This window comes from Caballeronia cordobensis, from assembly GCF_001544575.2.
GTDB lineage: Bacteria > Pseudomonadota > Gammaproteobacteria > Burkholderiales > Burkholderiaceae > Caballeronia > Caballeronia cordobensis.
Genome location: NZ_FCNY02000029.1, coordinates 51,778 through 75,997, shown reverse-complemented (window position 1 = coordinate 75,997; position 24,220 = coordinate 51,778). Strand labels below are relative to the sequence as shown.

Below are 24,220 nucleotides of genomic sequence, written 5' to 3'. Positions count from 1 at the left end.
CGGTGAGCGCTCAAATCGCCTTCGGGTGAAAAAGAAAACCCCACGTTGAGAAAACGTGGGGTTGGTCAGCAGTCTGAAGCCGACCGTCTCACGACGGTCGGCTTTTTTTGAACTGCCAGAAGACTTATTCGCCCAGATACGCCGCGCGGACCTTCGGATCGTCCAGCATGATCTTCGCGTCGCCGGACATCGTGACCGTGCCCGAATCCATCACGTAGCCGCGATTCGCCGCCTGCAACGCGAGACGCGCGTTCTGCTCCACGAGCAGCACCGTCAGCCCTTCCTTCGAGATCTCGCGCACGACTTCGAAGATCTTCTCGACCATGATCGGCGAGAGACCCATCGACGGTTCATCGAGCAAGAGCAGCTTCGGACGCGACAGCAGTGCGCGCGCCATCGCCAGCATCTGCTGCTCGCCGCCCGAGAGCGTGCCCGCATACTGCGACGCACGCTCCTTCAGACGCGGAAAGAAGCCGAACATGCGCTCGGTGTCCTTCTGGATGCCGTCGGTGTCGTTGCGCAGATACGCGCCCATCTGCATGTTTTCGAGAATCGACATGCGCGCGAAGATGCCGCGGCCTTCCGGCACCATCGCGAGGCCGCGCTTCAGCAGCTCGTGCGTCGGCACGCCCTTGATCGACTGGCCCATGTACTCGATATCGCCGCCCGAGTACGGCTTCAGACCCGTGATCGCCTTCATCGTCGTGGTCTTGCCCGCGCCGTTCGCGCCGATCAGCGTGACGAGTTCGCCCTGCCCGACTTCCAGATCGACACCCTTCACCGCCTGGATGCCGCCGTAATTCACCTGCAGACCTTTGACTTTCAACATCGCATTCATGGTCGCCATTTAGTGCACCCCCGCACCCAGATATGCCTCGATCACCTTCGGGTCCTTCTGCACGTCCTGCGGAAGTCCCTCGGCGATCACCTTGCCGTAATCGAGCACCGTCATGCGGTTGCACAATCCCATCACGAGTTTCACGTCGTGTTCGATCAAGAGAATCGTCTTGCCGTCCGAGCGGATCTTGTCGAGCAGACGCGTCAGTTCGACCTTCTCCGTGGCGTTCATGCCGGCCGCCGGTTCGTCGAGCGCGAGCAGCTTCGGATCAGTGGCGAGGGCGCGCGCGATCTCCAGACGGCGCTGGTGACCGTACGACAGATTGCGCGACGTGTAATCCGCGTATTGCAGCACGCCGACATATTCGAGCAGTTCGAGCGCGCGTTCCTTGATCTCGCGCTCTTCACGGCGTTCCGCCGGCGTCTGGAAAACCGCGCCCAGCAGACCATGTTTCGTGCGCACATGACGGCCGACCATCACGTTTTCGAGCGCGGTCATGCCGCCGAACAGGCGAATGTTCTGGAACGTGCGCGCAATGCCCGCCTTCGCCACCTGATACACGGCGGTCGGCGTGTAGGCCGTGCCGTCGAGACGGAATTCGCCGGAATCCGGCGTGTAGAGGCCCGTGATCACGTTGAAGAACGTCGTCTTGCCCGCGCCGTTCGGGCCAATCAGGCCGTAAATCGTGCCTTCCTCGATTTCGAGGCCGACATCGGACAATGCCTGCAAGCCGCCGAAGCGCTTATTGACGCCCTTGACGGAAAGTCGCGTTTGCTTTTGGCTCATTTTCTGGATCCCCCGCTTATGCGCGCACCGGCTTTTTATTGCCGCGCTTCGCGATCTTCGCGATTTTGTCTTCGTGTTTCGCGGCGGGCCACAGGCCTTCCGAGCGATACAGCATGATCAGCACCATCGCCAGGCCGTACAGCAACTGGCGGATGACTTCCGTATCCACGATCTGATGACCGAAGATGGCGTGTTGCAACGGGCCCATCGTCGTGCGCAGGAATTCGGGGAACACGGCGAGCAGCACCGCGCCGAGAATCACGCCCGGAATATGGCCCATGCCGCCCAGCACCACGCACGCCAGCACGACGATCGATTCCCAGAACGTGAACGATTCCGGCGACACGAAGCCCTGGAACGCGCCGAACATCGCGCCGGACAAACCGCCGAACGACGCGCCCATCGCGAACGCGAGCAGTTTCACGTTACGGGTGTTGATGCCCATCGCCTTCGCGGCGATTTCGTCTTCGCGAATAGCGGCCCATGCGCGGCCGATGCGCGAATGCTGCAGACGCGTACACACCCAGATCACGAACAGCGCGCACAGCACGAACAGGTAGTAATACAGGTACACCGACGGGAACTTGAAGCCGAGAAACTCGTGCGTCTGTGCGAGGCTGAAGTCGCCGATGTGCACCGGAGAGATGCCCGTAATGCCCTTCGGGCCGTTCGTGATGTTGATCGGACGATCGAGGTTGTTCATGAAAATCCGGACGATTTCCCCGAAGCCCAGTGTCACGATCGCGAGATAGTCGCCGCGCAGACGCAGCGTCGGTGCGCCGAGCAGCACGCCGAAGGTTGCCGCGAGCGCCATCGCGATCGGCACGATGATGAAGAACGGGAAATGGAGTCCGGTCGGCGCGAGCGCCGCGATCCATTCGAATTGCGTCGAAAGCTGCGGCGACGAGAGCAGCGCCGCCGTATAGGCGCCCACCGCGTAAAACGCGATGTAGCCCAAGTCCAGCAGGCCGGCGAAGCCGACCACCACGTTCAGGCCGAGCGCGAGCATCACGTAGAGCATCGCGAAGTCGAGCACGCGGACCCAGTAGTTGCCGCCCGCGGCGCCGATGACCATCGGCGCGGCAATGACGAACACGGCGGTGAGAATGCCCACGACGAGCGTTTTCGTCATGTTCTTCTCGGGGATGAGCGTCGTGGACGGCTCAATCGGTTGAATCGAAGTCATTTTTCTGGCTCCTCAGACAATCTTTAAGCGCGGTCCGCGACACGTTCGCCGAGCAGACCCGACGGACGGAACACGAGCACGATGATCAGCACGATGAAGGCGAACACGTCCTGGTAGTTGGAACCGAAGACGCCGCCCGTCAGGTTGCCGATATACCCGGCGCCCAACTGTTCGATGAGACCCAGCAACACGCCGCCGACCATTGCGCCGCCTAAGTTGCCGATACCGCCGAGCACCGCCGCCGTGAACGCTTTCAGGCCCGGAATGAAGCCCATGTAGAAGTGGGCGTTGCCGTATTCCGACGCGATCATGACGCCGGCGAGCGCTGCGAGCGCCGAGCCGATCATGAAGGTCGCGGAAATCACGAAGTTCGGGTTCACGCCCATCAGCGAGGCATTGGCCGGGTTCTCGGCGATGGCGCGCATCGCGCGGCCGAGCTTGGTCTTGTGCACGAGGAGCAGCAGACCGGCCATCACGATGAACGCAACCACGATGATCACGATCTCGGTCATCGAAATCACGGCGCCCGGACGGGTTTCATCGGCGGCGATCACGTTGATCGGATCGGTCGGCAGAAGCTGCGGGAAGGCCAGCGGATTGCGGCCCCAGATCATCATCGCGATGGTCTGCAGAAGAATGGACACGCCGATCGCGGTGATCAGCGGAGCGAGACGCGGCGCCTTGCGCAGCGGCCGGTACGCCACTTTTTCGATCGTGTAGCCGACCAGCGCGCAGACGATCGCGGCAACGATCAGCGCGATCGTCAGCATGATTGGTCCGGGCAAGCCCGGCGCGTGGTTCTGCATGACGCCGATCGCGGACAGCGCGACCATCGCGCCGACCATCAGCACGTCGCCATGCGCGAAGTTGATGATGCCGAGAATGCCGTACACCATCGTATAGCCGAGTGCGATGATGGCGTAGACGCTGCCAAGCACCAGACCGTTGATGATCTGCTGGATGAAAATATCCATCTAAAGCTCCTTAGCCCCGTGCGTTCGGATAACGCTTTTATCACCGGCCGATAAACCGGTGTGAAGCGAAATCTGAAACGGCACTGCGCGTACTTTTGGAAAAACCGGTAAGGGTTAATCGTCCGATCGTCCGCTCGCTGCCGGATGAGGCTGCGGGCGTTTCCCGGACGGATACGAAAACGGCGCCGTCGGTTGAGCGCCGCCATCCTGCTGCTGCTTACTGCCTGACGACGTCCAGGACGTCCTTCTTCTTGTCCTTGAAGTCGTAAAGCGTAATGGTGCCCGCCTTCAAATCGCCCTTGTCGTCGAATGCGATGCGCCCCGTCAGACCGTTGTAGTCCGTCGTGGCGATCGCAGCGAGCACTTTGGGCGCTTCGATCGAATTGGCGCGCTTCATTGCATCGACGATCACGTACATCGCGTCATACGTGAACGGCGCGTAAATCTGCACCGGCGCGTGAAAACGCGCTTCGTATTTCTTCTCGAAGTCCGCGCCCTTGTCCATCTTCGAAAGCGCGAGTCCCGCCTCCGAGCAGACGATGTTCTGCACCGCGTCGCCCGCGAGCTCGGCGAGCTTCTCGGTGCAGACGCCGTCGCCGGCGAGAATCTTCGACTTGATGCCGAGCGCCGCCGCCTCTTTCGCGAACGGGCCGCCCGTCACGTCCATGCCGCCGTACATCACGACATCCGGCTGGATGCGCTTGATCTTGGTCAGGATCGCCTTGAAATTGCGGGCCTTCTCGGTCGTCTGCTCGCGCGCGGCGATTTTCACGCCGCCAGCCTGAGCCGACTTCGCGAATTCGTCGGCCAGCCCACGGCCGTAAGCGGTCGCATCGTCGACCACGACGACTTTCTTCGCATGCAGTGTCTTCATCGCGTAGCCGGCCAGCACGGGGCCCTGCAGCGCGTCGGTTGCGACGACGCGAAACGTCGTCTTGTAGCCTTGCTTCGTGTACTCCGGATTCGTCGTCGAGGGCGAAATCTGCGCGATGCCCGCATCGCTGTAAATCTTCGACGCCGGAATCGACACGCCCGAATTCAGATGGCCGATGACCGCGACCACGTGATCGTCCACGAGCTTTTGCGCGGCTTCCGTGCCGACACGCGGATCGGCCGCATCGTCCTGACTGTCGAGTTCGAGGCGGATGGAGCGCCCGTCGATCGTCAAACCCTGCGCGCTGATCTCTTCCAGTGCCAGACGGGCGCCGTTTTCATTGTCCTTGCCAAGGTGTGCCTGCAGCCCCGTCAGAGGCGCGACATGACCGATTTTCACGACTGTTGCCTCACTCGCAGGCGCAGGCGCCGGCGCGGACGCAGCAGAAGCTGCGGAACTCGCCGCCGATGCCGCCGTATTCGCCCCGCTTTCGTCCTTCTTGCCGCATGCGGTCACCATTGCAACCGCAGCCGCGATGGACACGGCGTGAGCAAACTTGAATCGCATCAAATAGGTCTCCTGCGCCTCTAAAAACAGTCGTCGTGAACCCTTCTGGCCTCAAGACGCGCGCATTGTAACGCTAAATATGAGACGAGCAATATTCTTGCGTGGCGGGGTTTTCCAGCATTGCAACCGCCATTTTCCGGCGATTTTCCCGCTCAGGCGCAACCAGGTTGCGATCCGATTTTGTGCAGTAGTTGCACCATAACGAGCGCGGGTTCAATCGGGGCAATTTAACGGTTACGTTTGCTTATCGGAATTACGGGCAAACCCTTAAGTGTTTTAGACCAAAACGCCTATTTCGGCGCACGCTCGTTAATGGTGCTCACGCATTGGTTTCGTCTTGCGCGGAAGGGTTCCTTTCTCTTTGCTTTCTATCGATGATGGACGAAAAAAAAGCGCCCGGAGGCGCTTTTTTCGAAGCAACGATCTCATTCACTGCGGCAGAGAGAGACCGCGCGGCAGCGGAAACGAGATCGTCTCCTCGATGCCTTCCAGCGAGCGCACGTTGCGCACGCCGAGCTCGCGCAGCCGCGCGATGACCGCCTGCGCCAGCACTTCCGGCGCCGACGCGCCCGCCGTCACCCCGATGCGCTTCTTGCCCTCGACCCACTTCGGATCGATCTGCGTCGGCGAATCCACCATATAGGCGGGAATGCCGCGCTTCTCGGCCACTTCGCGCAGACGGCTCGAATTCGAGCTGTTCGGGCTGCCGACGACGATCACGACATCGCACTGCGGCGCGAGAAACTTCACCGCGTCCTGGCGGTTCTGCGTCGCGTAGCAGATGTCCTGCTTCTTCGGCTCCTTGATGTCCGGATACTTGTTCTTGAGCGCGCCGATGATCGCGGAGGCGTCGTCGACCGAAAGCGTGGTCTGCGTGACGTACGCAATGCGCTGCGGGTCGGGCAGATCGAGCTTGAGCACGTCCTCGATATCCTCGACGAGATGCATGCCCTCGCCCGACTGACCCATCGTGCCTTCGACCTCGGGATGCCCCTTGTGGCCGATCATCACGATATCGAAGCCTTCCTGGCGCATCTTCGCGACTTCGATATGCACCTTGGTCACGAGCGGACACGTCGCGTCGAACACGCGCAGGCCGCGCGCCTCGGCTTCGCCGCGCACCGCCTTCGAGACGCCGTGCGCGCTGAAGATCAGCGTGGCGCCTTCGGGCACGTCGGACAGCTCTTCGATGAAGATGGCGCCCTTCTCGCGCAGATCCGCAACGACATACGCGTTATGGACGATCTCGTGGCGAACGTAGATGGGCGCGCCAAACAGCTTGATCGCACGCTCGACGATTTCGATCGCGCGGTCGACGCCTGCACAAAACCCGCGCGGCTGCGCGAGCAGGATTTCGACGTCGGTCTGAACTTCGTTGAGGCTTTCAATCATGGTTACAGAATTCCGATGATTTTCACTTCGAAGACGAGCGCCTGGCCCGCGAGCGGGTGATTGAAATCGAACAAGGCAGCGGTTTCCCCGACTTCTTTCAGTACGCCCGCGTAGCGGCCGCCGTTCGGCGCGTTGAATTCGACGAGATCGCCGGGAGAAAAATCCTCGCCGATCATGCTGTTTTCGCGCAGCGTCGCAAGCGACACCCACTGGACCAGCTCCGGGTTACGCGGGCCGAAAGCCTGATCCGGCGTTAGCTGAAAGGTCGAATGGTGGCCGACCTTCAGTCCCAGCAGAATCTCTTCCAGGGGCTCCGCGAGCTGGCCTGCGCCGAGCAGGAGCGTCGCGGGCTTGTCGGTGAACGTGTTGACGATGTCAGCACCATCGGCCAGTGCGAGCCGGTAATGAAGCGTGACGTGCGAACCGGGTTTCACCTCGGAGATATCGATGATGCTCATGAGTATTGGATGTGGCCGTTCGTTTGAAGGCGGGGCGCAGGCTCCGCTCGAGGCGGCTTCGCGACGCGAGGCGGCGAACCGCGCGGCGCCGGTGCAAACCGGGCGCCGAAACCGCTATTGTAAGACACAGTTGTGGCAGCACGCGTCTCGCGGCCATGTCCTGCGTGCGCTGACCCGCGCGACAGAACGTCCCGGAGCGCCGCGATGAGCGCCGACCTGCGGCTCGTGAAGCCGTTTGACGCGCCCGGATCGGGCCATGCCGAGGACGCGCCTCATACGCCGATCCGCGAATGGGCGCGCGCCGACCGACCGCGCGAGCGGCTGCTGGATACCGGCCCGGCATCCCTCTCGGACGCCGAACTCTTCGCTTTGTTCCTGCGCACCGGCGTTGCGGGCGTATCGGCCGTCGATGTCGCGCGCCAGCTCATGCGCCGGTTCGGCTCGCTGCGCGGCGTTCTGGACGCGACGGCGCTGGATTTGCGCGAGCAGCGCGGCATCGGCCCGGCGCGCGCCGCGACCCTGCTGGCGGTGTCCGAGCTGTGCCGGCGCGCCCTCGCGGAGAAGGCGCGCGATCGCGAATTGCTGAACTCGCCGGGCGCCGTCGAGGACTATTTGCGGCTTCTGATCGGCACGCGGCCTTACGAGGTGTTCGTCTGCCTGTATCTGGACGCGCGGCACAAGCTGCTGCACGCCGAGGAATCCGCGCGCGGCTCGCTCACGCGCGTGGCGGTGTATCCGCGCGAGATCGTGCGGCGCGCGATCTCGCTCAACGCCGCGGGGCTCATCGTGGCGCATAATCACCCGTCGGGCGGGGTCACGCCGAGCGCGAACGACCGCAGTCTCACGAAGACGTTGCAGGGGGCGCTCACGCTCATCGACGTGCAACTGCTCGATCACGTCGTCGTGGCGGCGAACGAAGTGTTCTCGTTCGCGCGGCACGGGTGGCTGTGAAGCATAAATGGTTTGATATTGCAGCATTTTTTCTGCTACACTTCTCGTTTGCTTTTCTCACCCCCTGTTCTGAGTGCCGGAGTAACGAACCGGCGAAACTGGGCGCAGTCCTCATTGGCATAACCGTGCTGCCAAGTCCCCGATCGGCAAATTGGGCGAAACGAGGCATCGAACGAAGGCATGTCCTTCACTCGAGCGTTCGACTCGGACTTAATCGTGTATTAGGAGTGTCCTCATGGCACGCGTATGCCAAGTAACTGGGAAAGGCCCGATGTCGGGCAACAACGTTTCCCACGCAAACAACAAGACCAAGCGTCGTTTCCTGCCGAACCTGCAGAACCGCCGTTTCTTCGTTGAAAGCGAAAATCGCTGGGTCCGTCTGCGCGTCTCGAACGCCGGTCTGCGCCTGATCGACAAGAACGGTATTGACGCCGTGCTCGCAGACCTGCGCGCACGCGGTGAAATCTAAGGAGCACGCACATGGCCAAGGGCGCACGCGACAAGATCAAGCTGGAGTCGACCGCAGGCACGGGTCACTTCTACACGACGACCAAGAACAAGCGCAACATGCCGGAAAAGATGCTGATCAAGAAATTTGATCCGGTCGCACGCAAGCATGTTGACTACAAGGAAACCAAGATCAAGTAAATCTTGATTTTGAGAGCCTGCCTGTAACAAGGCGAAGACACGAGAAGCCCCGCAATCGCGGGGCTTTTTGTTTTTCCGGGCAAGCTTTCTCCCCCGCTTTTAACCCCCTTTTCACACGCTCGTGCGGGGGTTTTCGCTGTCACTCAATGTTCATGCGGGGTATGCTTGCCGGCTATCGACGAGAACACGGACGGAGAACCGGCAGCATGAATTTCGATGTAGCGATCGTGGGGAGCGGGCTCGCGGGCTTGAGCGTCGCGCTGAATCTGGCTCAGACGCGGCGTGTCGCCATTCTCGCGAAGCGGGCGGCGAACGTCGGTGCGAGCGACTGGGCGCAAGGCGGCATCGCGGCCGTGCTGGATTCGGCCGATAGCGTCGACAACCACGTCGGCGACACGCTCATTGCGGGCGGCGGCCTGTGCGACGAGGCGGCGACGCGCTTCATCGTCGAGAACGGGCGCGCGGCGATCGAATGGCTGATCGAGGAAGGCGTACCCTTCACGCGCGACGCCGCCGCCGAACTCGGTTTCCACCTGACGCGCGAAGGCGGTCACAGCCATCGCCGCATCATTCACGCGGCCGACGCCACCGGCCACGCCGTGGTCACGACGCTTTCCGAGCGCGTGCGCAACCATCCGAACATCACCATTCTCGAAGATCACGTCGCGATCGACGTGATCACGTCCGACCGTCTCGGACTGCCGGGCCATCGCTGCCACGGGCTGTACGCGCTGGATCTGAGCACGGGCCGCACGGTGACGATTCAGGCGCCGCACACGGTGCTCGCCACGGGCGGCGCGGGCAAGGTCTATCTCTACACGACGAATCCCGACACCGCGACCGGCGACGGCATCGCGATGGCGTGGCGCGCGGGCTGCCGCGTCGCGAACATGGAGTTCATCCAGTTCCATCCGACGTGCCTGTTTCACCCGTACGCGAAGTCGTTTCTCATCTCGGAAGCCGTGCGCGGCGAAGGCGGCATTTTGCGTCTGCCGGACGGCACGCGCTTCATGCCCGCGCACGACGAACGCGCCGAACTCGCGCCGCGCGATATCGTCGCGCGCGCGATCGACTTCGAGATCAAGAAGCGCGGCATCGACTGCGTGTATCTCGACATCAGCCACCAGCCGCGCGCGTTCCTCGAAGAGCATTTTCCGACGATCCTCGCGCGCTGCCGCGAATTCGGCATCGATATCGCGAAAGAGCCGATTCCGGTCGTGCCCGCCGCGCACTACACGTGCGGCGGCGTGGTCACGGATCTCGCAGGACGCACGGACCGGCCGGGCCTGTACGCGGTCGGCGAAACGTCGTACACGGGATTGCACGGCGCGAACCGGCTCGCGAGCAATTCGCTGCTCGAATGCCTCGTGGTCGGCCGAGCGGCGGCGCAGGCGATCGAAGCGGACGGGTACTCGAACGGCTGTCACGCCGAATTGCCCGATTGGGACGAAAGCCGCGTGTCCGATCCGGACGAAGAAGTGGTCGTTGCGCACAACTGGGACGAGTTGCGGCGTCTGATGTGGAATTACGTGGGCATCGTGCGCACGGACAAGCGCCTTGCGCGCGCGCAGCATCGCCTCGCCCTCCTGCGCGACGAAATCCACGAGTACTACGCGAATTTCAAGGTGAGCCGCGATTTGCTGGAATTGCGCAACCTCGTGGATGTGGCGTCGCTGATCGTCGAAAGCGCGTGTTCGCGACGCGAGAGCCGCGGCCTGCACTACAGCCGCGACTGGCCCGAAACGCTGCCGAAGGCGCTGCCGACGGTGCTCATGCCGCCGGCCGCGCGCCGCCGCGCCGTTTAAAGCAGGCGCATCGAGAAATCGGTCGCGCGCACGTCCTTCGTGAGCGCGCCGATGGAAATGCGGTCCACGCCCGTTTCCGCGATGGCCCGCACCGTGTCGAAGTTCACGCCGCCCGAGACTTCGAGCAACGCGCGTTGCGCCGTGATGCGCACGGCGTCACGCATCATGTCGAGCGTGAAGTTGTCGAGCAGGATCGATTCGGCGCGTGAGCCGAGCGCCGTTTCGAGCTGCTCGAGCGTTTCCACTTCGATCTGGATCGGCACGCCGGAGTTCAGCGCGAGCGCCGCGTGCATCGCCGCCGCCACGCCGCCCGCCGCCGCGATATGGTTTTCCTTGATCAGCATGCCGTCGTAGAGCGCGAGCCGCTGGTTCGCGCCGCCGCCGACGCGCACCGCGTACTTCTGCGCGAGCCGCAGGCCCGGCAGCGTCTTGCGCGTATCGAGGATGCGCGCGCGCGTGCCTTCGATCGCATCGACATAGCGGCGTGTCGCGGTCGCGACGCCCGAAAGCAATTGCAGGAAATTAAGGCCGTTGCGCTCGGCGGTCAGCAGCGAGCGCGCGGGACCGTGCAGCAGCACGACCGGCGTATTCGCCGCCATGCGCTCGCCTTCGCGGTATTGCCATTCGGTTTCGATCGCGGGATCGACGCGGCGCATGACCTCCTCGAACCACGGCACGCCGCACAGCACGGCCTCTTCGCGCACGATGATGCGCGCCGTGCGCACATCGGCGGGTACGAGACGGCCGGTGACATCGCCGCTGCCGACATCTTCTTCCAGCGCGTCCTCGACATTGCGCACGAGCGCGGCGTCGAACGCTTCGCCGTACTGGGCGCGCACTTCTTCGAATATCGACATTACGCGGCCCCCACGTTCGTGAACAGCGACGTATCTTTCGCCAGGTCGCCGCTCGCCTGCACACGCTTCTTGTGACGCGAGGCGAAGTCGAGCATGCGGTCGATCGGCAGGCGCGCGCGCAGCCCGATGGCCGGATCGACGTGAATTTCGTTGTGGCCGCGTTCGAGCACCTCGGCGAGATTGGCGAGGCCGTTCATGGCCATCCACGGGCAGTGCGCGCAGCTCTTGCAGGTCGCGCTGTTGCCGGCGGTCGGCGCTTCGATGAACGTCTTGCCGGGCGCAGCCAGCCGCATCTTGTGCAGAATGCCGAGATCCGTCGCGACGATGAAGCGCTTCGCGTCGAGCTTCACGGCGGCGTCGATAAGTTGCGTGGTCGAGCCGACCACATCCGCGAGCGCGACGACGCCTTCCGGCGATTCCGGATGCACGAGAATCTTCGCGTCGGGATATTCGTTTCGCAGCAGATCGAGCTCGATGCCCTTGAATTCGTCGTGGACGAGACACGTGCCCTGCCACAGCAGCATGTCCGCGCCGGTCTTCTTCTGGATGTAGTTGCCCAGATGCCGGTCCGGCGCCCATAGAATTTTCTCGCCGCGCGCATGGAGGTCGGCGACGATCTCCAGTCCGATCGACGACGTCACCATCCAGTCTGCGCGTGCCTTCACCGCCGCGCTCGTGTTCGCATACACGACCACCGTGCGATCCGGATGCGCATCGCAGAAGGCGGCGAACTCGTCGGCGGGGCAGCCCAGGTCGAGCGAACAGGTCGCGTCGAGATCGGGCATCAGCACCCGCTTGTCCGGGCTCAGAATCTTGGCCGTCTCGCCCATGAAACGCACGCCCGCGACGACCAGCGTTTTCGCCGCGTGATCGCGGCCAAAGCGCGCCATTTCGAGCGAATCGGCAACGCAACCGCCGGTTTCATCGGCGAGTTCCTGAAGTTCGGCATCGACGTAATAGTGCGCGACGAGGACCGCCTCTTCCCGCCGCAGCAGTGCGCGGATGCGCTCCTTCAACTCGCGCTTCTGCTCCGGCGACGGCGCGTCTGGCACGCGCGCCCACGCCTCGCCCACTCCGCACGTCAGGCCTTGCGGCCGGTCATACTCGACGCTTCTGATCGCTTCCATGTCCCTGTCCCCTGCTCGCTGCTCAAGCAATACGAATGCGAAACGCGAAAATCCGTCGCCCAAAAACAAAGACCCCGCCAGAGCGGGGTCTTGTGACGTCCTTAAATTTTAACGGATATCGCGCGTCAGGCGTAGCGGCGCAGACGCAGCGCGAAATCCTGCAACGCTTTGATGCCGCTCTCTTCCGCGCGATGGCACCAGTCCTGCAATTGCGTGACGAGTTGCTCGCGCGATGCGTTCGAACGATCCCACATCGCCGACAAATCCTTGCGCAGCTCGATAAACGTGCGCAGCTTCTGATTGTCCGACGTCAGCTCCGGCAGTTGCTTGAGTTGCGGCTCGTTCAGGCCGTCTTCTTCCTTGTGGAACCACGTGCGCGCGCCGCGCATCAGTTGGTACTTCTCGCGCGCGCCGGCTTCCTTCAGCTTGGACAGTTCCTGCGCGTAGGCATGCTTGAGCGCCTTGCCGTAACGCGCCATGACTTCATAGCGATTCGCGAGCACGGCCTGCAGCGTGTCCTGATCGACCACCGCCTTGCTCGCGGCGAGCTTCGGCGTCGGTGCGACTTTCTTGACCTTCGCGAGACCGACCATCGACATCATGCGGATATACATCCAGCCGATATCGAACTCGTACCACTTGCTCGACAGCTTCGCCGAGGTCGCGAACGTGTGGTGATTGTTATGCAGTTCCTCGCCGCCGATCAGAATGCCGAGCGGGAAGATGTTCGTCGAGGCATCCGCCGAATTGAAGTTGCGATAACCCCAGAAGTGCGCGAGGCCGTTGACGACGCCCGCCGCCCAGAAGGGAATCCAGATCATCTGCACAGCCCACACCGACAGGCCGACGATGCCGAACAGCGCAACGTCGATCACCATCATGACGCTGATGCCGAGAATCGGATAACGCGTGTACACGTTGCGCTCCATCCAGTCGTTCGGCGTGCCGTGACTGAACTTGCGCATCGTTTCTTCGTTTTTCGCTTCGGTGCGATAGAGCTCCGCGCCTTCGAGCAGCACTTTCCAGATGCCGCGCGTCTGCGGGCTGTGCGGGTCTTCCTCGGTCTCGCACTTCGCGTGATGCTTGCGATGGATGGCCGCCCACTGGCCGGTCAGCATGCCGGTGGTCATCCACAGCCAGAAGCGGAAGAAGTGCGCCGCGACAGGATGCAGGTCCAGCGCGCGGTGCGCCTGGCAGCGGTGAAGATAGATGGTGACGCCGGCGATGGTGACGTGCGTCATCGCGAGCGTGAACAGCAGAATCTGCCACCAGGAAAAGTCGAGCAATCCGTTGGCGAGAAATTCGAGCGAAGAATTCAGCAAGGCGTTTTACCTGTATAGCTGTGAAATTCGGGAAAAATGGCCGGTCGCACCGACCGCGGACAACGTGTTGTGCGCATGAAAGGAACGCGCGCAAGTTCGATCGCATTCTACTGCATGCGTTCCAAGTCTTTGTCCTAAAGGTGAAATTTTTTGAATCGTAGCAAAACGAGGAAAAACCTACGCCCCGAATTGAGGTTGATTCATCGGCCAGATCGTAAGTTTGGTCCAGCCGGCCGAAATCAAGCCGCAGGAGCCGGTCCTGACTCGCGATTTTCGGCATTTAGTACCGATTCGCCGCCTGCCCGGGCCACGCCATCGATAATCCTTATCTCCCGCTGCGCGTACGGAATCTCGATGCCGTTCTCCGAGAATAGCCGCCAGACCGCCCGGTTGACATGCGACTTAACGCCGCCCGTGCCTTTCGCGGCGTCCTCGATCCAGAAACTCAACTCCAGATTGATACCGTCCGCACCGAAGCTCGCGAGCAGCGCCGCGGGCGCCGGGTCCTGCAACACCCTTTCGACGCCCTGCGTCGCGTCGACGAGCAATTGCATCGCCCGCTCCACGTCGCACCGGTAACTCACCTGCACGGCGATTTTGGCGTTGCCGCGCGTGAGGAACGACGAATGGTTTTGCACCACGTCGGTGATGAGTTTTTCGTTCGGAATCAGCGTTTCGATGCCGTCGAGCCCGCGCACGACCGTGTAACGGGTGCGGATCTGCGTGACGGTGCCCTGGCTGCCCGCGACGTTGATCATGTCGCCGAGCCGCAACGAGCGATCCAGCAGGATGATGAAGCCCGACACGTAGTTGCTCGCGATCTTCTGCAAGCCGAAGCCGAGCCCGACGCCGAGCGCGCCGCCAAAGACGCCGAGCACCGTGATGTCGATGCCGACGATCGACAGGCTCACCAGAATGGCCGCGAGGATCATCAGCGCCCGTCCGACACGCGCGAGCACCACTTTCAGGTTCGCGTCGAGCGTGCGGGCCCGCATCAGGCGGTCGTCGAGCAGCGCGCCCGCCCACATCGCGACGATCAGCGTCACGCACACCCACAGCACGCCCGAGGCGAGCGAAAGCAGCGTCATGTGCGCGTTCGCGAAATTGAAGCGCACGCTCGCCATCCAGTGAACGACATCGTCCTGGATGCCCATGACGGTGAGCGCCATCGCGACCCAGACGATCACCGTCACGAGTTTTTCGAACAGATACAGCAGCGCGTTGCCTTCGTGCTCGGCCTGACCGCGGCTGAACACGCGCCGCGCGACGTAAAGCATCGTGTAGATCACGGCGATGCCGCACAGCGGCACCAGCGCGAGACGCAGAAACGACGTGTGAATGAACGGCGCCAGCACGACCTGCGCGATCGACACGAACACCGCACCCAGCAGCGGAAACAGCGCCTTGTTGAGACTTTCCGCGCCAAAGCGCACGGCTTCGAAACGCGATTGACGGCGCGCATCCAGCTTTTTGCGAAGCAGACGCGCGCACCACCACGCCACCGCGAGCAGGCCGATCAGCGCCGCGACCTGCCAGAGCACTTCCGGCTCGCCGAAATCGCGGAAAAGCCGCGCGGACAGCTCGGTCAGGAAGCGGTTTTGCATCGCTTATGCGGCGTGTTCAGGCGGTTTCTTCAGGCGCTTCGGGCGCTTTGGACGCTTTCGCGGGGTCGGGCACGCGCTCCAGCACGGCCGCAAAGAAGCCGTCCGTGCCGTGCTTGTGCGGCCACAGCGACAGATAGTCGCCCGTGTCCAGATCGATGCGCTGTTCCGCGAGCACGTCGCGCGCGGGCACCACGCGGAAATTCGGATGCGCGGCCAGAAACTGCGCGACGACGTCTTCGTTCTCCGCTTCGAGCATGGAGCAGGTCGCGTAGACGAGCCGGCCGCCGATTTTCACGAGGCGCGCGGCGCTGGTAAGAATCGAGAGCTGCTTGGGCGTCAGTTCCGCGACGGTTGCGGGCGACTGGCGCCACTTCAGGTCCGGATTGCGGCGCAAGGTGCCGAGGCCGGAGCACGGCGCATCGACGAGCACACGGTCAATCTTCCCCGCGAGACGCTTGATCTTCGCATCATGCTCGCTGTCGATCAGCACCGGATTCACGTTCGACAAACCGCTGCGCGCGAGGCGCGGCTTGAGCTTCGCGAGCCGTCGATCAGACACGTCGAACGCATAGAGACGGCCGGTGGAGCGCATCATCGCGCCGAGCGCGAGCGTCTTGCCGCCCGCGCCCGCGCAAAAATCGACGATCATCTCGCCGCGGCGCGGCGCCATCAGCGAACAGAGCAACTGGCTGCCTTCGTCCTGAACCTCGATCCAGCCTTCCTGGAATGGCGCGAGCCGCGTCAGCGCGGGCTTGCCGTCCACGCGAATACCGAACGGCGCAAACGGCATTTCGCCCGCGTCGATGCCGGCCTCGGTCAGCGCCTTCAGCACGACCTTGCGATCCGCCTTGATCGGGTTCGAGCGCAGGTCGAGCGGCGCGGGATAGTTCAGCGCGGCGGCAAGCTGCGCGAGCTCTTCGGGCGCGAAACGCTTGCCCATCGCGTCGTAGATCCACTGCGGCAGATTCGTGCGCACGCGCACCGGCAGGCTCGCCGGGTCGATCTTCGAGACCTGCGCGAGCCATTGGTGTTCATCGGCGGACACGAACGGCTTCAGCGCGGACAGGCCTGCCGTCTGCATCAGGCCGAGCAGCGCGAGTCGGCGCGCCTGATTGCCGCTGCCGCTTTCCGCGAGGTGCGAGAACTCCATTTTCCGGCGCAGCACGGCGAACACGGCCTCCGCGATCACGCCGCGCTCGCCGTGGCCGAGCTTCGGATGCGCGCGGAAAAAGCGGCTCGTCGCGGCGTCGGCGGGGCCGGAGAAGCGGAGCACGTCCGCGAGCAAAGTTTCGGTTTGTCCGATCAGAAATCCATGCAGCCTCATGCGCCCTCCCCGGCAATGTCGGCAAAGAGCCATTGCGGCTCAGACGGCGTGAGGGCGACACGTTCGCCCTCGATAGAAAGTCGCCCTTCGATGAACCATCGCACCGCGCGCGGATAGATGACGTGCTCGATCTTCAGCACGCGCGCGGCGAGCGCGGCGGCGTCGTCGCCGCCTGCGACCGGCACCGCGCCCTGCGCGACGATCGGTCCGTGATCCAGCGTCGGCGTCACGAAATGCACGCTCGCGCCGTGCACGCGCACGCCCGCGTCGAGCGCCTGCTGATGCGTGCGCAAGCCCGGAAAGCACGGCAAGAGCGACGGATGAATATTGAGCATGCGCCCCGCGTATTTCCCGACGAAGGCATCGGTCAACACGCGCATGAATCCCGCCAGCACGACGAGATCGGGCTCGAAACGATCGATTTCACGCGCGAGCGCGGCATCGAACGATTCGCGCCCGTCGAACTGACGATGATCCACCACACACGTTTCGATGCCGTTCGCGGCCGCGAAGCCTAACCCGGCGGCATCGGGCCGGTTGGAGACGACCGCGCAGACGCGAGCCGGCCAGCCGTCGCGCGCGCATGCACGCACGACGGCCTCCATGTTGCTCCCGCGTCCGGAGATCAGAATAACGATTTTTTTCATCCGCGGATTTTATCATTCGGCGGGTGCGAAAATCGTGCCAATGGACGCGCGCGGCATCGCGCCCGGGCCGGCGCGCCCGTGTGCCGGCGCGAGCGTTTATAATCTAACGCTTTGCAGCATCAGCCCCTCCCACCGACCAACGCCTATCGTGAGAGTCTTTCGCGGCCTCCCCAATGCCGAAAGCCGGGCGCCCTGCGCACTGACCATCGGCAATTTCGACGGTGTCCATCGCGGCCACCAGGCGCTGCTCGCGCACGTGCGGGCCGCCGCCGACGCGCGCGGCCTGCCGGTCTGCGTGATGACTTTCGAGCCGCATCCGCGCGAGTTCTTCAATCCGGCCGGCGCGCCGCCGCGCATCGCCATGCTGCGCGACAAGCTGGAAGCGCTGCGCACCAACGGCGTCGATCGCGTGGTGGTCGAGCATTTCAACAAGACGTTCGCGAGCCAGTCGCCGGACACGTTCGTGAAGAACGTGATCGTCGACGGGCTGCATGCGCGCTGGGTCATGGTCGGCGACGACTTCTGCTACGGCGCGAAACGCGCGGGCGATTTCGCCTCGCTCAAGGCCGCCGGCGAGCAATACGGCTTCGAAGTCGAGCAGATGGCGACCGTCGCGCATCCGAACGGCACGCGTATCTCGTCGTCGTCGGTGCGGGCGTCGCTCGTCGCGGGCGATCTCGACGCCGCGCAAGTCGCGCTCGGGCGTCCCTATGTCATCAGCGGGCACGTCGTGCACGGCGCGAAGCTCGGCCGCGATCTCGGCTTTCCCACGCTGAATCTGCCGATCGCGCACAAGCGGCCGGCGCTCGCGGGCATTTTCGTCGTGCGCGTGCACGGTCTTGCGGATGAGCCTTTGCCCGCGGTCGCGAGCCTCGGCCTGCGTCCGACCGTCGACGATTCCGGCCGCGTGCTGCTCGAAGTCTTCGTGCTCGACTGGCACGGCGACGCCTACGGCAAGCTCGTGCGCGTCGAATTCCTGAAGAAGCTGCGCGACGAAGAGAAGTACGTCGATCTCGAAACGCTCGGCGCGGCCATCGCGAAAGATGTGGACAACGCGCGCGCCTATTTCGGCCTGCCGCCCGCGAGCAACGCGGGCAGCCGCGCCACCGGCTTCGCCATTTCGGCGACCGACCGAATTAGGTGAGCGCGCGGTGCCGCTTTGAGAAAAGCGCATCGCCCGCTGCCATCGCCCTGACGAATCATCGCGCGCGCCTGAGCGCCGTCTCACCGAATTCACTGAGTCACCCATGAGCGACAAGAAAGAGAAAGCCTCCTCGAAGTACCCCGTCAACCTGCTCGACACGCCCTTCCCGATGCGCGGCGATTTGCCCAAGCGCGAGCCGGCCTGGGTCAAGGAATGGCAGGACAACAAGATCTACGAGAAGATCCGCGCGGCATCGAAGGGCCGCAAGAAGTTCATCCTGCACGACGGCCCGCCGTACGCGAACGGTGACATCCACCTCGGCCACGCGGTGAACAAGATCCTGAAGGACATGATCGTCAAGGCGCGCAATCTCGCGGGCTTCGACGCCGTGTATGTGCCGGGCTGGGACTGCCACGGCATGCCGATCGAGATCCAGATCGAAAAGCAGTTCGGCAAGACGCTGCCGGCTATCGAAGTGATGCAAAAGGCGCGTGCCTACGCGGGCGAGCAGATCGAAAAGCAGAAGGTCGGCTTCCGGCGTCTGGGCGTGCTCGGCGAGTGGGACAATCCGTACAAGACGATGAACTTCGCCAACGAAGCGGGCGAAATCCGCGCGCTCGGCAAGATCATGGAAAAGGGCTTCGTGTTCCGCGGCCTGAAGCCGGTGAACTGGTGCTTCGACTGCGGCTCGGCGCTCGCCGAAGCGGAAGTCGAGTACAAGGACAAGACCGATCCGACCATCGACGTGATGTTCGCCTTCGCGGAGCCGGAAAAGACCGCGCAGGCGTTCGGCCTGAATGCGCTGCCGAAGCAGGAAGGCGGCATCGTTATCTGGACGACGACGCCCTGGACCATTCCCGCGAACCAGGCGTTGAACGTGCATCCTGAGATCGTCTACGCGCTCGTCGACACGCCGCGCGGCGTCTTGATCCTCGCGCAGGAACGCGTCGAGGAATGCCTGAAGAACTACGGACTCACGGGCGACGTCGTCGCGACCGCGCCGGGCGAGAAGCTCGCGAACCTGCGCTTTCATCATCCGCTCGCGGCGGCGCATCCGGGCTACAAGCGCACCGCGCCCGTCTACCTCGGCGACTACGTGACGACCGAAAGCGGCACGGGTGTCGTGCATTCGTCGCCGGCATATGGCGTGGAAGACTTCGTGTCGTGCAAGGCGCACGGCATGGCGGATTCGGACATCATCAATCCGGTGATGGGCGATGGCCGCTACATCGAATCGCTGCCGCTCTTCGGCGGGCTGTCGATCTGGAAGGCGAATCCGCAGATCGTCGAGGCGCTCGAAGGCGCGGGCTCGCTGCTCAAGAGCGAAAAGTACACGCACAGCTATATGCACTGCTGGCGTCACAAGAGCCCGATCATCTATCGCGCGACCTCGCAATGGTTCGCGGGCATGGACGTGAAGCCCAGGGACGGCGGCCGCACGCTGCGCGACATCGCGCTCGAAGGCGTCGAGAATACGGCGTTCTATCCGTCGTGGGGCAAGCAGCGTCTTTACAGCATGATCGCCAATCGCCCGGACTGGACGCTCTCGCGTCAGCGTCAATGGGGCGTGCCGATGGCCTTCTTCGTGCACAAGGAAACCGGCGAGCTGCATCCGCGCACGCTGGAATTGCTGGAGGAAGTGGCGAAGCGCGTCGAGGAAGGCGGCATCGAGACGTGGCAATCGCTCGATCCGCGCGAATTGATCGGCGACGACGCCAACATGTACGAAAAGAACCGCGACACGCTCGACGTGTGGTTCGACTCGGGCACGACGCACTGGCACGTGCTGCGCGGTTCGCACAAGGATTCGCTGCAGTTTCCGGCCGATCTGTATCTCGAAGGCTCGGACCAGCATCGCGGCTGGTTCCATTCGTCGCTGTTGACGGCTTCGATGCTCGATGGCCGCCCGCCCTACGACGCGCTGCTCACGCACGGCTTCACCGTCGATGGCGAAGGCCGCAAGATGTCGAAGTCGCTCGGCAACGGTATCGATCCGCATGAGGTGTCGAACCGGCTCGGCGCGGAAATCATCCGCTTGTGGATCGCCTCGACGGATTATTCCGGCGAGCTCGCGATCTCCGAAGAGATTCTCAAGCGCGTGACGGAAACGTATCGCCGTATTCGCAACACGCTGCGCTTCCTGCTCGCGAATCTGTCCGACTTCGATTTCGACAAGAACGCCGTGCCGGTCGCGGACTGGCTCGAGATCGACCGTTATGCGGTGGCGCTCACGCGCAATCTGCAGGACGACGCGCTCGCCCATTACGAAAAGTACGAGTTCCATCCGGTCGTCGCGAAGATCGCGACGTTCTGCTCGGAAGACCTCGGCGGCTTCTATCTCGACGTGCTGAAGGATCGCCTTTACACGACGCAGGCCGATTCACGCGAGCGCCGCAGCGCGCAGACCGCGCTGTTCCACATCGCGCACGGTTTGCTGCGTCTGGTCGCGCCGTATCTGTCGTTCACTGCGGAAGAAGCGTACAAGGTGCTCAAGCCCGGTCAGGAGACGATCTTCACGGAAGTCTTCGCGGCCTATCCGGACATCGCGAACGGCGGCGACCTGCTCGACAAGTGGACGCTCATCCGCAGCGCGCGCGGCGACGTCACCAAGGCGCTCGAAGAGGCGCGCACGGCGAACCAGATCGGCTCGTCGCTGCAGGCCGAAGTCGTCGTGCGTGCGAGCGGCGCGCGCTATGACGCGCTGGCGAGCCTCGGCGACGCGCTGCGCTTCGTGCTCATCACGTCCTCGGCGCGAATCGAGCGCGTGGCGGGCGAAGCGGAAGAAGGCGTGGATGTCGCCGCGTCGAGCTACATGAAGTGCGAACGCTGCTGGCACTATTGCGCGGACGTCGGCTCGCACGCCGATCATCCGGGCCTGTGCGGCCGCTGCTTCTCCAACCTCTTCGGCGCCGGCGAAACGCGAGGCGCAGCATAATGGCTCGAACGATGGCGAAACAAACTTCCAGCAGAACAAGCGGTGTGTCACTCGCGCCGTGGCTTGGCGTCGCGCTGATCGTGATTCTGTTCGACCAGTTGACCAAGATCGCGGTGCAGCGCGTGTTCGCCTACGGCGATCCGCATGCGCTTACGTCGTTCTTCAACCTGCTGCTCGTCTACAACCGCGGCGCGGCGTTCAGCTTCCTCGCGATGGCGGGCGGCTGGCAGCGCTGGGCGTTCACGGCGCTGGGCGTCGTCGCGGCGGCCGTCATCTGCTATCTGCTGAAGAAGCATGCGGCGCAGCGGCTCTTCTGCCTCGCGCTCTCGCTCATCATGGGCGGCGCGATCGGCAATGTGATCGACCGGATCGCCTACGGCCACGTGATCGACTTTCTGGACTTTCACGTGAACGCATGGCACTGGCCCGCGTTCAACCTCGCCGACAGCGCAATCACCATCGGCGCGGTGCTGCTCGTGTTCGACGAACTGCGGCGCGTGCCCGGTTCGAAGTGATGTTCCCTGGCGCGGCTCCCACTTCGGAGCCGCGCTTTTTTTGCGACGGAGGCAAGTTGGAACTCGCGGGTAAACATCTCGTTTTGGGGCTGACCGGCGGCATCGCGTGCTACAAGATCGCCGAGCTGACGCGCCTTCTGACCAAGGCCGGCGCGACCGTGCAGATCGTGATGACCGAGGCGGCGACGCAGTTCATCACGCCCGTCACCATGCAGGCGCTTTCGGGCCGTCCCGTGTACACGTCGCAATGGGATGCGCGCATGCCGAACAACATGCCGCATATCGATTTGTCGCGCGAGGCGGATGCGATCGTCATCGCGCCCGCGTCCACGGACTTCATGGCGAAGCTCGCGCACGGCATGTGCGACGACCTGCTCTCGACCTTGTGCATCGCGCGCGATTGCCCGCTGCTCGTCGTGCCGGCGATGAACCGGCAGATGTGGCAAAACCCGGCGACGCAGCGCAATGTCGCGCAGCTTCGCGCGGACGGCGTGGAAGTGCTCGGGCCGGATTCGGGATCGCAGGCGTGCGGCGAGATCGGCGATGGCCGCATGATCGAGCCCGAAGCCGCTTTCGAAGCGATCTGCGCGTTCTTCCAGCCGAAGCTGCTGCGGGGCCGTCGCGTGCTCATCACCGCGGGTCCGACCTTCGAGCCGCTCGATCCGGTGCGCGGCATCACCAATCGCTCGTCGGGCAAGATGGGCTTTGCGCTCGCACGCGCGGCGGCGCAGGCCGGCGCGGACGTGCACCTCGTCGCCGGTCCCGTTTCGTTGCCGACGCCGTGGGGCGTGCTGCGGCAGGACGTGCAGACCGCGCAGCAGATGCACGACGCCGTCATGGCGGCCACGCCCGACGCGGATATCTTCATCGCCGTGGCGGCGGTCGCGGACTGGCGCGTCGATCACGTGAGCGAGCAGAAGATCAAGAAGACGCCGGGCGCGACGCAGCCGACCTTCAACTTCATCGAGAATCCGGACATTCTCGCGACGGTGGCGAAGCTGCCGAATCCGCCGTATTGCGTCGGCTTCGCGGCCGAAAGCGGCGATCTCGACATGCACGGCGAAGAGAAGCGCAAGCGCAAGAACGTGCCGCTTCTCATCGGCAATATCGGACAACTGACCTTCGGTCGCGACGACAACGAAGTCGTGCTGTTCGAAGCCTCCGGTTCCACGCCGCTGCCGCGCGCCGACAAGCAGACACTCGCGCGCACGCTGATCGCGGAGATCGCGAAACGCGCGCCGCGCACTGGCGGTTCATTGCTCTCATGACCCGACTTTCGGTACTCGACCAGACGCCCGTCATCCACGGCCATAGCGTGGCCGACGCCATCGCCGCGACGCTCGATCTCGCGCAACTCGCCGACGATCTCGGCTACACGCGCTACTGGTGCGCGGAGCATCACGGCCTGCACGGCGTTTCGAATCCGTGTCCCGAAGTGATGCTCGCGCGTATCGGCAGTCTGACGAAGCGCATTCGCATCGGTGCGGGCGGCGTGATGCTGCCGTATTACTCGCCGTTCAAGGTCGCCGAGCAGTTTCTGATGCTCGAAGCGCTGTTCCCGAATCGCGTCGATCTGGGCGTGGGGCGCGCGCCCGGCGGCGACATGCGCACCGCGCAGGCGGTCGCCGCGGGTTCGTACAATCGTGGCGACGTTTTTCCGCAGCAGGTCGCGGAACTCATCGCGCTATTCAGCGGCAAGGTGCCCGACGATTCCCTCGCCAAAGGCGTGCTGCTGCAACCGCAGATCGACACGCGTCCCGAACTGTGGATGCTCGGCTCCAGCGACTTCGGCGGACTGCTCGCGGCGCAACTCGGCATACGCTTCGCATTCGCGCATTTCATCAACGCGCAGTATGGGCATCGCGTGGCGGAGGCGTATCGTGAGCGCTTTGTCGCCGGTCACGAAGCGAAGCCGTATCTGGCGGCAGCCGTTTTCGTCATCTGCGCCGATACCGACGAAGAAGCCGAAGCGCTCGAAAAGGCCGTCGATCTGCGTCGCGTGCAAATGGCGTACGGCCTCAATGAACCGATTCCATCGATCGCACAAGGCGCCGCGCAGCAGTACGGCGAACGTGAGCGCGCGGTGATCGCGCATGAGAAGGCGCGCAGCATCATCGGCACGCCTGAGCGTGTGACCGAGCAAATGCACATCCTGCAACAACGCTTCAACGCCGACGAACTGATCGTGATCACGGTCGCCGGCAGCTACGCCGCGCGCACGCGGTCCTATGAACTTCTGGCCGAAGCCTTCGCACTCGGCCGCTGA

General features: G+C 63.6%; 22 protein-coding genes. 9 read left to right on the top strand and 13 right to left on the bottom strand.

What is annotated here, in order from left to right; genetic code table 11:
• Nucleotides 1–124: 124 nt before the first annotated feature.
• The 7 genes from AWB70_RS34645 to AWB70_RS34615 all read right to left on the bottom strand — a co-directional run bounded on the left by AWB70_RS34645 (nt 125) and on the right by AWB70_RS34615 (nt 7,075).
• A complete protein-coding gene (locus AWB70_RS34645; RefSeq protein ID WP_014190634.1) occupies nt 125–847 on the bottom strand; it encodes an ABC transporter ATP-binding protein in 723 nt (240 codons plus the stop codon).
• Nucleotides 848–1,624, bottom strand: coding sequence for an ABC transporter ATP-binding protein (locus AWB70_RS34640; protein WP_014190633.1), 777 nt, complete (start codon nt 1,622–1,624; stop codon nt 848–850).
• 16 nt (nt 1,625–1,640) lie between these two features.
• Nucleotides 1,641–2,810 (bottom strand): ABC transporter permease subunit, encoded by a 1,170-nt coding sequence (locus AWB70_RS34635; RefSeq protein ID WP_014190632.1) that lies wholly within the window; start codon nt 2,808–2,810, stop codon nt 1,641–1,643.
• Nucleotides 2,811–2,833: 23 nt separating this feature from the next.
• A complete protein-coding gene (locus tag AWB70_RS34630) occupies nt 2,834–3,784 on the bottom strand; it encodes a branched-chain amino acid ABC transporter permease (RefSeq protein WP_014190631.1) in 951 nt (316 codons plus the stop codon).
• A 217-nt stretch (nt 3,785–4,001) separates the two neighbouring features.
• Nucleotides 4,002–5,225: a branched-chain amino acid ABC transporter substrate-binding protein gene (locus AWB70_RS34625; RefSeq protein WP_014190630.1), complete on the bottom strand. Its 1,224-nt coding sequence runs from the start codon at nt 5,223–5,225 to the stop codon at nt 4,002–4,004.
• 429 nt (nt 5,226–5,654) lie between these two features.
• Nucleotides 5,655–6,617: a 4-hydroxy-3-methylbut-2-enyl diphosphate reductase gene (gene ispH, locus AWB70_RS34620; RefSeq protein ID WP_053567556.1), complete on the bottom strand. Its 963-nt coding sequence runs from the start codon at nt 6,615–6,617 to the stop codon at nt 5,655–5,657.
• 2 nt (nt 6,618–6,619) lie between these two features.
• On the bottom strand, nt 6,620–7,075 hold the full coding sequence (locus AWB70_RS34615) for an FKBP-type peptidyl-prolyl cis-trans isomerase (protein ID WP_014190628.1): 456 nt from the start codon (nt 7,073–7,075) through the stop codon (nt 6,620–6,622).
• A gap of 204 nt (nt 7,076–7,279) precedes the next feature.
• Between AWB70_RS34615 and radC the strand changes: the two genes are divergently transcribed.
• From radC to nadB, 4 genes are all read left to right on the top strand, one after another.
• Nucleotides 7,280–8,026, top strand: a complete 747-nt coding sequence (gene radC / locus AWB70_RS34610; RefSeq protein ID WP_053567555.1) for a RadC family protein — start codon at nt 7,280–7,282, stop codon at nt 8,024–8,026.
• Between the two features lie 235 nt (nt 8,027–8,261).
• Nucleotides 8,262–8,495: a 50S ribosomal protein L28 gene (gene rpmB / locus AWB70_RS34605; RefSeq protein ID WP_008351171.1), complete on the top strand. Its 234-nt coding sequence runs from the start codon at nt 8,262–8,264 to the stop codon at nt 8,493–8,495.
• A gap of 11 nt (nt 8,496–8,506) precedes the next feature.
• Entirely contained in the window at nt 8,507–8,674 is a 168-nt protein-coding gene (gene rpmG / locus AWB70_RS34600) for a 50S ribosomal protein L33 (protein WP_014190626.1), read from the top strand.
• Between the two features lie 206 nt (nt 8,675–8,880).
• Complete coding sequence (gene nadB / locus AWB70_RS34595) at nt 8,881–10,479, top strand: L-aspartate oxidase (RefSeq protein ID WP_014190625.1); 1,599 nt, start codon at nt 8,881–8,883, stop codon at nt 10,477–10,479.
• On the opposite strand, the gene nadC is transcribed toward nadB, so the two are convergent.
• From nadC to purN, 6 genes are all read right to left on the bottom strand, one after another.
• A complete protein-coding gene (gene nadC, locus AWB70_RS34590) occupies nt 10,476–11,336 on the bottom strand; it encodes a carboxylating nicotinate-nucleotide diphosphorylase (protein WP_053567554.1) in 861 nt (286 codons plus the stop codon). The genes nadB and nadC overlap by 4 nt on opposite strands.
• Nucleotides 11,336–12,463 carry a quinolinate synthase NadA gene (nadA, locus tag AWB70_RS34585; protein ID WP_053567553.1) on the bottom strand — a complete coding sequence of 376 codons (1,128 nt, stop codon included), beginning with the start codon at nt 12,461–12,463 and terminating at the stop codon, nt 11,336–11,338. The genes nadC and nadA overlap by 1 nt, the downstream gene beginning before the upstream one ends.
• A gap of 125 nt (nt 12,464–12,588) precedes the next feature.
• Nucleotides 12,589–13,785 carry a DesA family fatty acid desaturase gene (locus tag AWB70_RS34580; RefSeq protein ID WP_014190622.1) on the bottom strand — a complete coding sequence of 399 codons (1,197 nt, stop codon included), beginning with the start codon at nt 13,783–13,785 and terminating at the stop codon, nt 12,589–12,591.
• A 239-nt stretch (nt 13,786–14,024) separates the two neighbouring features.
• Nucleotides 14,025–15,389 (bottom strand): mechanosensitive ion channel family protein, encoded by a 1,365-nt coding sequence (locus tag AWB70_RS34575; protein WP_053567552.1) that lies wholly within the window; start codon nt 15,387–15,389, stop codon nt 14,025–14,027.
• A 16-nt stretch (nt 15,390–15,405) separates the two neighbouring features.
• The gene (locus tag AWB70_RS34570) at nt 15,406–16,713 is read right to left on the bottom strand and encodes an RsmB/NOP family class I SAM-dependent RNA methyltransferase (protein WP_053567551.1); all 1,308 of its coding nucleotides are present in this window, start codon (nt 16,711–16,713) and stop codon (nt 15,406–15,408) included.
• Nucleotides 16,710–17,360 carry a phosphoribosylglycinamide formyltransferase gene (gene purN / locus AWB70_RS34565; protein WP_053567550.1) on the bottom strand — a complete coding sequence of 217 codons (651 nt, stop codon included), beginning with the start codon at nt 17,358–17,360 and terminating at the stop codon, nt 16,710–16,712. The genes AWB70_RS34570 and purN overlap by 4 nt, the downstream gene beginning before the upstream one ends.
• A gap of 148 nt (nt 17,361–17,508) precedes the next feature.
• Here purN and AWB70_RS34560 point away from each other — a divergent pair, with 148 nt between their 5' ends.
• From AWB70_RS34560 to AWB70_RS34540, 5 genes are all read left to right on the top strand, one after another.
• Nucleotides 17,509–18,504 (top strand): bifunctional riboflavin kinase/FAD synthetase, encoded by a 996-nt coding sequence (locus AWB70_RS34560; RefSeq protein ID WP_053567618.1) that lies wholly within the window; start codon nt 17,509–17,511, stop codon nt 18,502–18,504.
• Between the two features lie 103 nt (nt 18,505–18,607).
• On the top strand, nt 18,608–21,439 hold the full coding sequence (ileS, locus tag AWB70_RS34555) for an isoleucine--tRNA ligase (RefSeq protein WP_053567549.1): 2,832 nt from the start codon (nt 18,608–18,610) through the stop codon (nt 21,437–21,439).
• On the top strand, nt 21,439–21,954 hold the full coding sequence (lspA, locus tag AWB70_RS34550; protein WP_053567548.1) for a signal peptidase II: 516 nt from the start codon (nt 21,439–21,441) through the stop codon (nt 21,952–21,954). Before ileS ends, lspA begins: the two co-directional genes overlap by 1 nt.
• The gene (gene coaBC, locus AWB70_RS34545) at nt 21,954–23,222 is read left to right on the top strand and encodes a bifunctional phosphopantothenoylcysteine decarboxylase/phosphopantothenate--cysteine ligase CoaBC (RefSeq protein ID WP_053567547.1); all 1,269 of its coding nucleotides are present in this window, start codon (nt 21,954–21,956) and stop codon (nt 23,220–23,222) included. Before lspA ends, coaBC begins: the two co-directional genes overlap by 1 nt.
• Nucleotides 23,219–24,220, top strand: a complete 1,002-nt coding sequence (locus AWB70_RS34540) for an LLM class flavin-dependent oxidoreductase (protein ID WP_053567546.1) — start codon at nt 23,219–23,221, stop codon at nt 24,218–24,220. The genes coaBC and AWB70_RS34540 overlap by 4 nt, the downstream gene beginning before the upstream one ends.

Bases quoted from the DNA above. Each gene is read 5' to 3' on its own strand.
- AWB70_RS34645 (WP_014190634.1), bottom strand. From the start codon at position 847: ATGGCGACCATGAATGCGATGTTGAAAGTCAAAGGTCTGCAGGTGAAT.
- AWB70_RS34640 (WP_014190633.1), bottom strand. From the start codon at position 1,624: ATGAGCCAAAAGCAAACGCGACTTTCCGTCAAGGGCGTCAATAAGCGC.
- AWB70_RS34635 (WP_014190632.1), bottom strand. From the start codon at position 2,810: ATGACTTCGATTCAACCGATTGAGCCGTCCACGACGCTCATCCCCGAG.
- AWB70_RS34630 (WP_014190631.1), bottom strand. From the start codon at position 3,784: ATGGATATTTTCATCCAGCAGATCATCAACGGTCTGGTGCTTGGCAGC.
- AWB70_RS34625 (WP_014190630.1), bottom strand. From the start codon at position 5,225: ATGCGATTCAAGTTTGCTCACGCCGTGTCCATCGCGGCTGCGGTTGCA.
- ispH (WP_053567556.1), bottom strand. From the start codon at position 6,617: ATGATTGAAAGCCTCAACGAAGTTCAGACCGACGTCGAAATCCTGCTC.
- AWB70_RS34615 (WP_014190628.1), bottom strand. From the start codon at position 7,075: ATGAGCATCATCGATATCTCCGAGGTGAAACCCGGTTCGCACGTCACG.
- radC (WP_053567555.1), top strand. From the start codon at position 7,280: ATGAGCGCCGACCTGCGGCTCGTGAAGCCGTTTGACGCGCCCGGATCG.
- rpmB (WP_008351171.1), top strand. From the start codon at position 8,262: ATGGCACGCGTATGCCAAGTAACTGGGAAAGGCCCGATGTCGGGCAAC.
- rpmG (WP_014190626.1), top strand. From the start codon at position 8,507: ATGGCCAAGGGCGCACGCGACAAGATCAAGCTGGAGTCGACCGCAGGC.
- nadB (WP_014190625.1), top strand. From the start codon at position 8,881: ATGAATTTCGATGTAGCGATCGTGGGGAGCGGGCTCGCGGGCTTGAGC.
- nadC (WP_053567554.1), bottom strand. From the start codon at position 11,336: ATGTCGATATTCGAAGAAGTGCGCGCCCAGTACGGCGAAGCGTTCGAC.
- nadA (WP_053567553.1), bottom strand. From the start codon at position 12,463: ATGGAAGCGATCAGAAGCGTCGAGTATGACCGGCCGCAAGGCCTGACG.
- AWB70_RS34575 (WP_053567552.1), bottom strand. From the start codon at position 15,389: ATGCAAAACCGCTTCCTGACCGAGCTGTCCGCGCGGCTTTTCCGCGAT.
- AWB70_RS34570 (WP_053567551.1), bottom strand. From the start codon at position 16,713: ATGAGGCTGCATGGATTTCTGATCGGACAAACCGAAACTTTGCTCGCG.
- purN (WP_053567550.1), bottom strand. From the start codon at position 17,360: ATGAAAAAAATCGTTATTCTGATCTCCGGACGCGGGAGCAACATGGAG.
- ileS (WP_053567549.1), top strand. From the start codon at position 18,608: ATGAGCGACAAGAAAGAGAAAGCCTCCTCGAAGTACCCCGTCAACCTG.
- lspA (WP_053567548.1), top strand. From the start codon at position 21,439: ATGGCTCGAACGATGGCGAAACAAACTTCCAGCAGAACAAGCGGTGTG.
- coaBC (WP_053567547.1), top strand. From the start codon at position 21,954: ATGTTCCCTGGCGCGGCTCCCACTTCGGAGCCGCGCTTTTTTTGCGAC.
- AWB70_RS34540 (WP_053567546.1), top strand. From the start codon at position 23,219: ATGACCCGACTTTCGGTACTCGACCAGACGCCCGTCATCCACGGCCAT.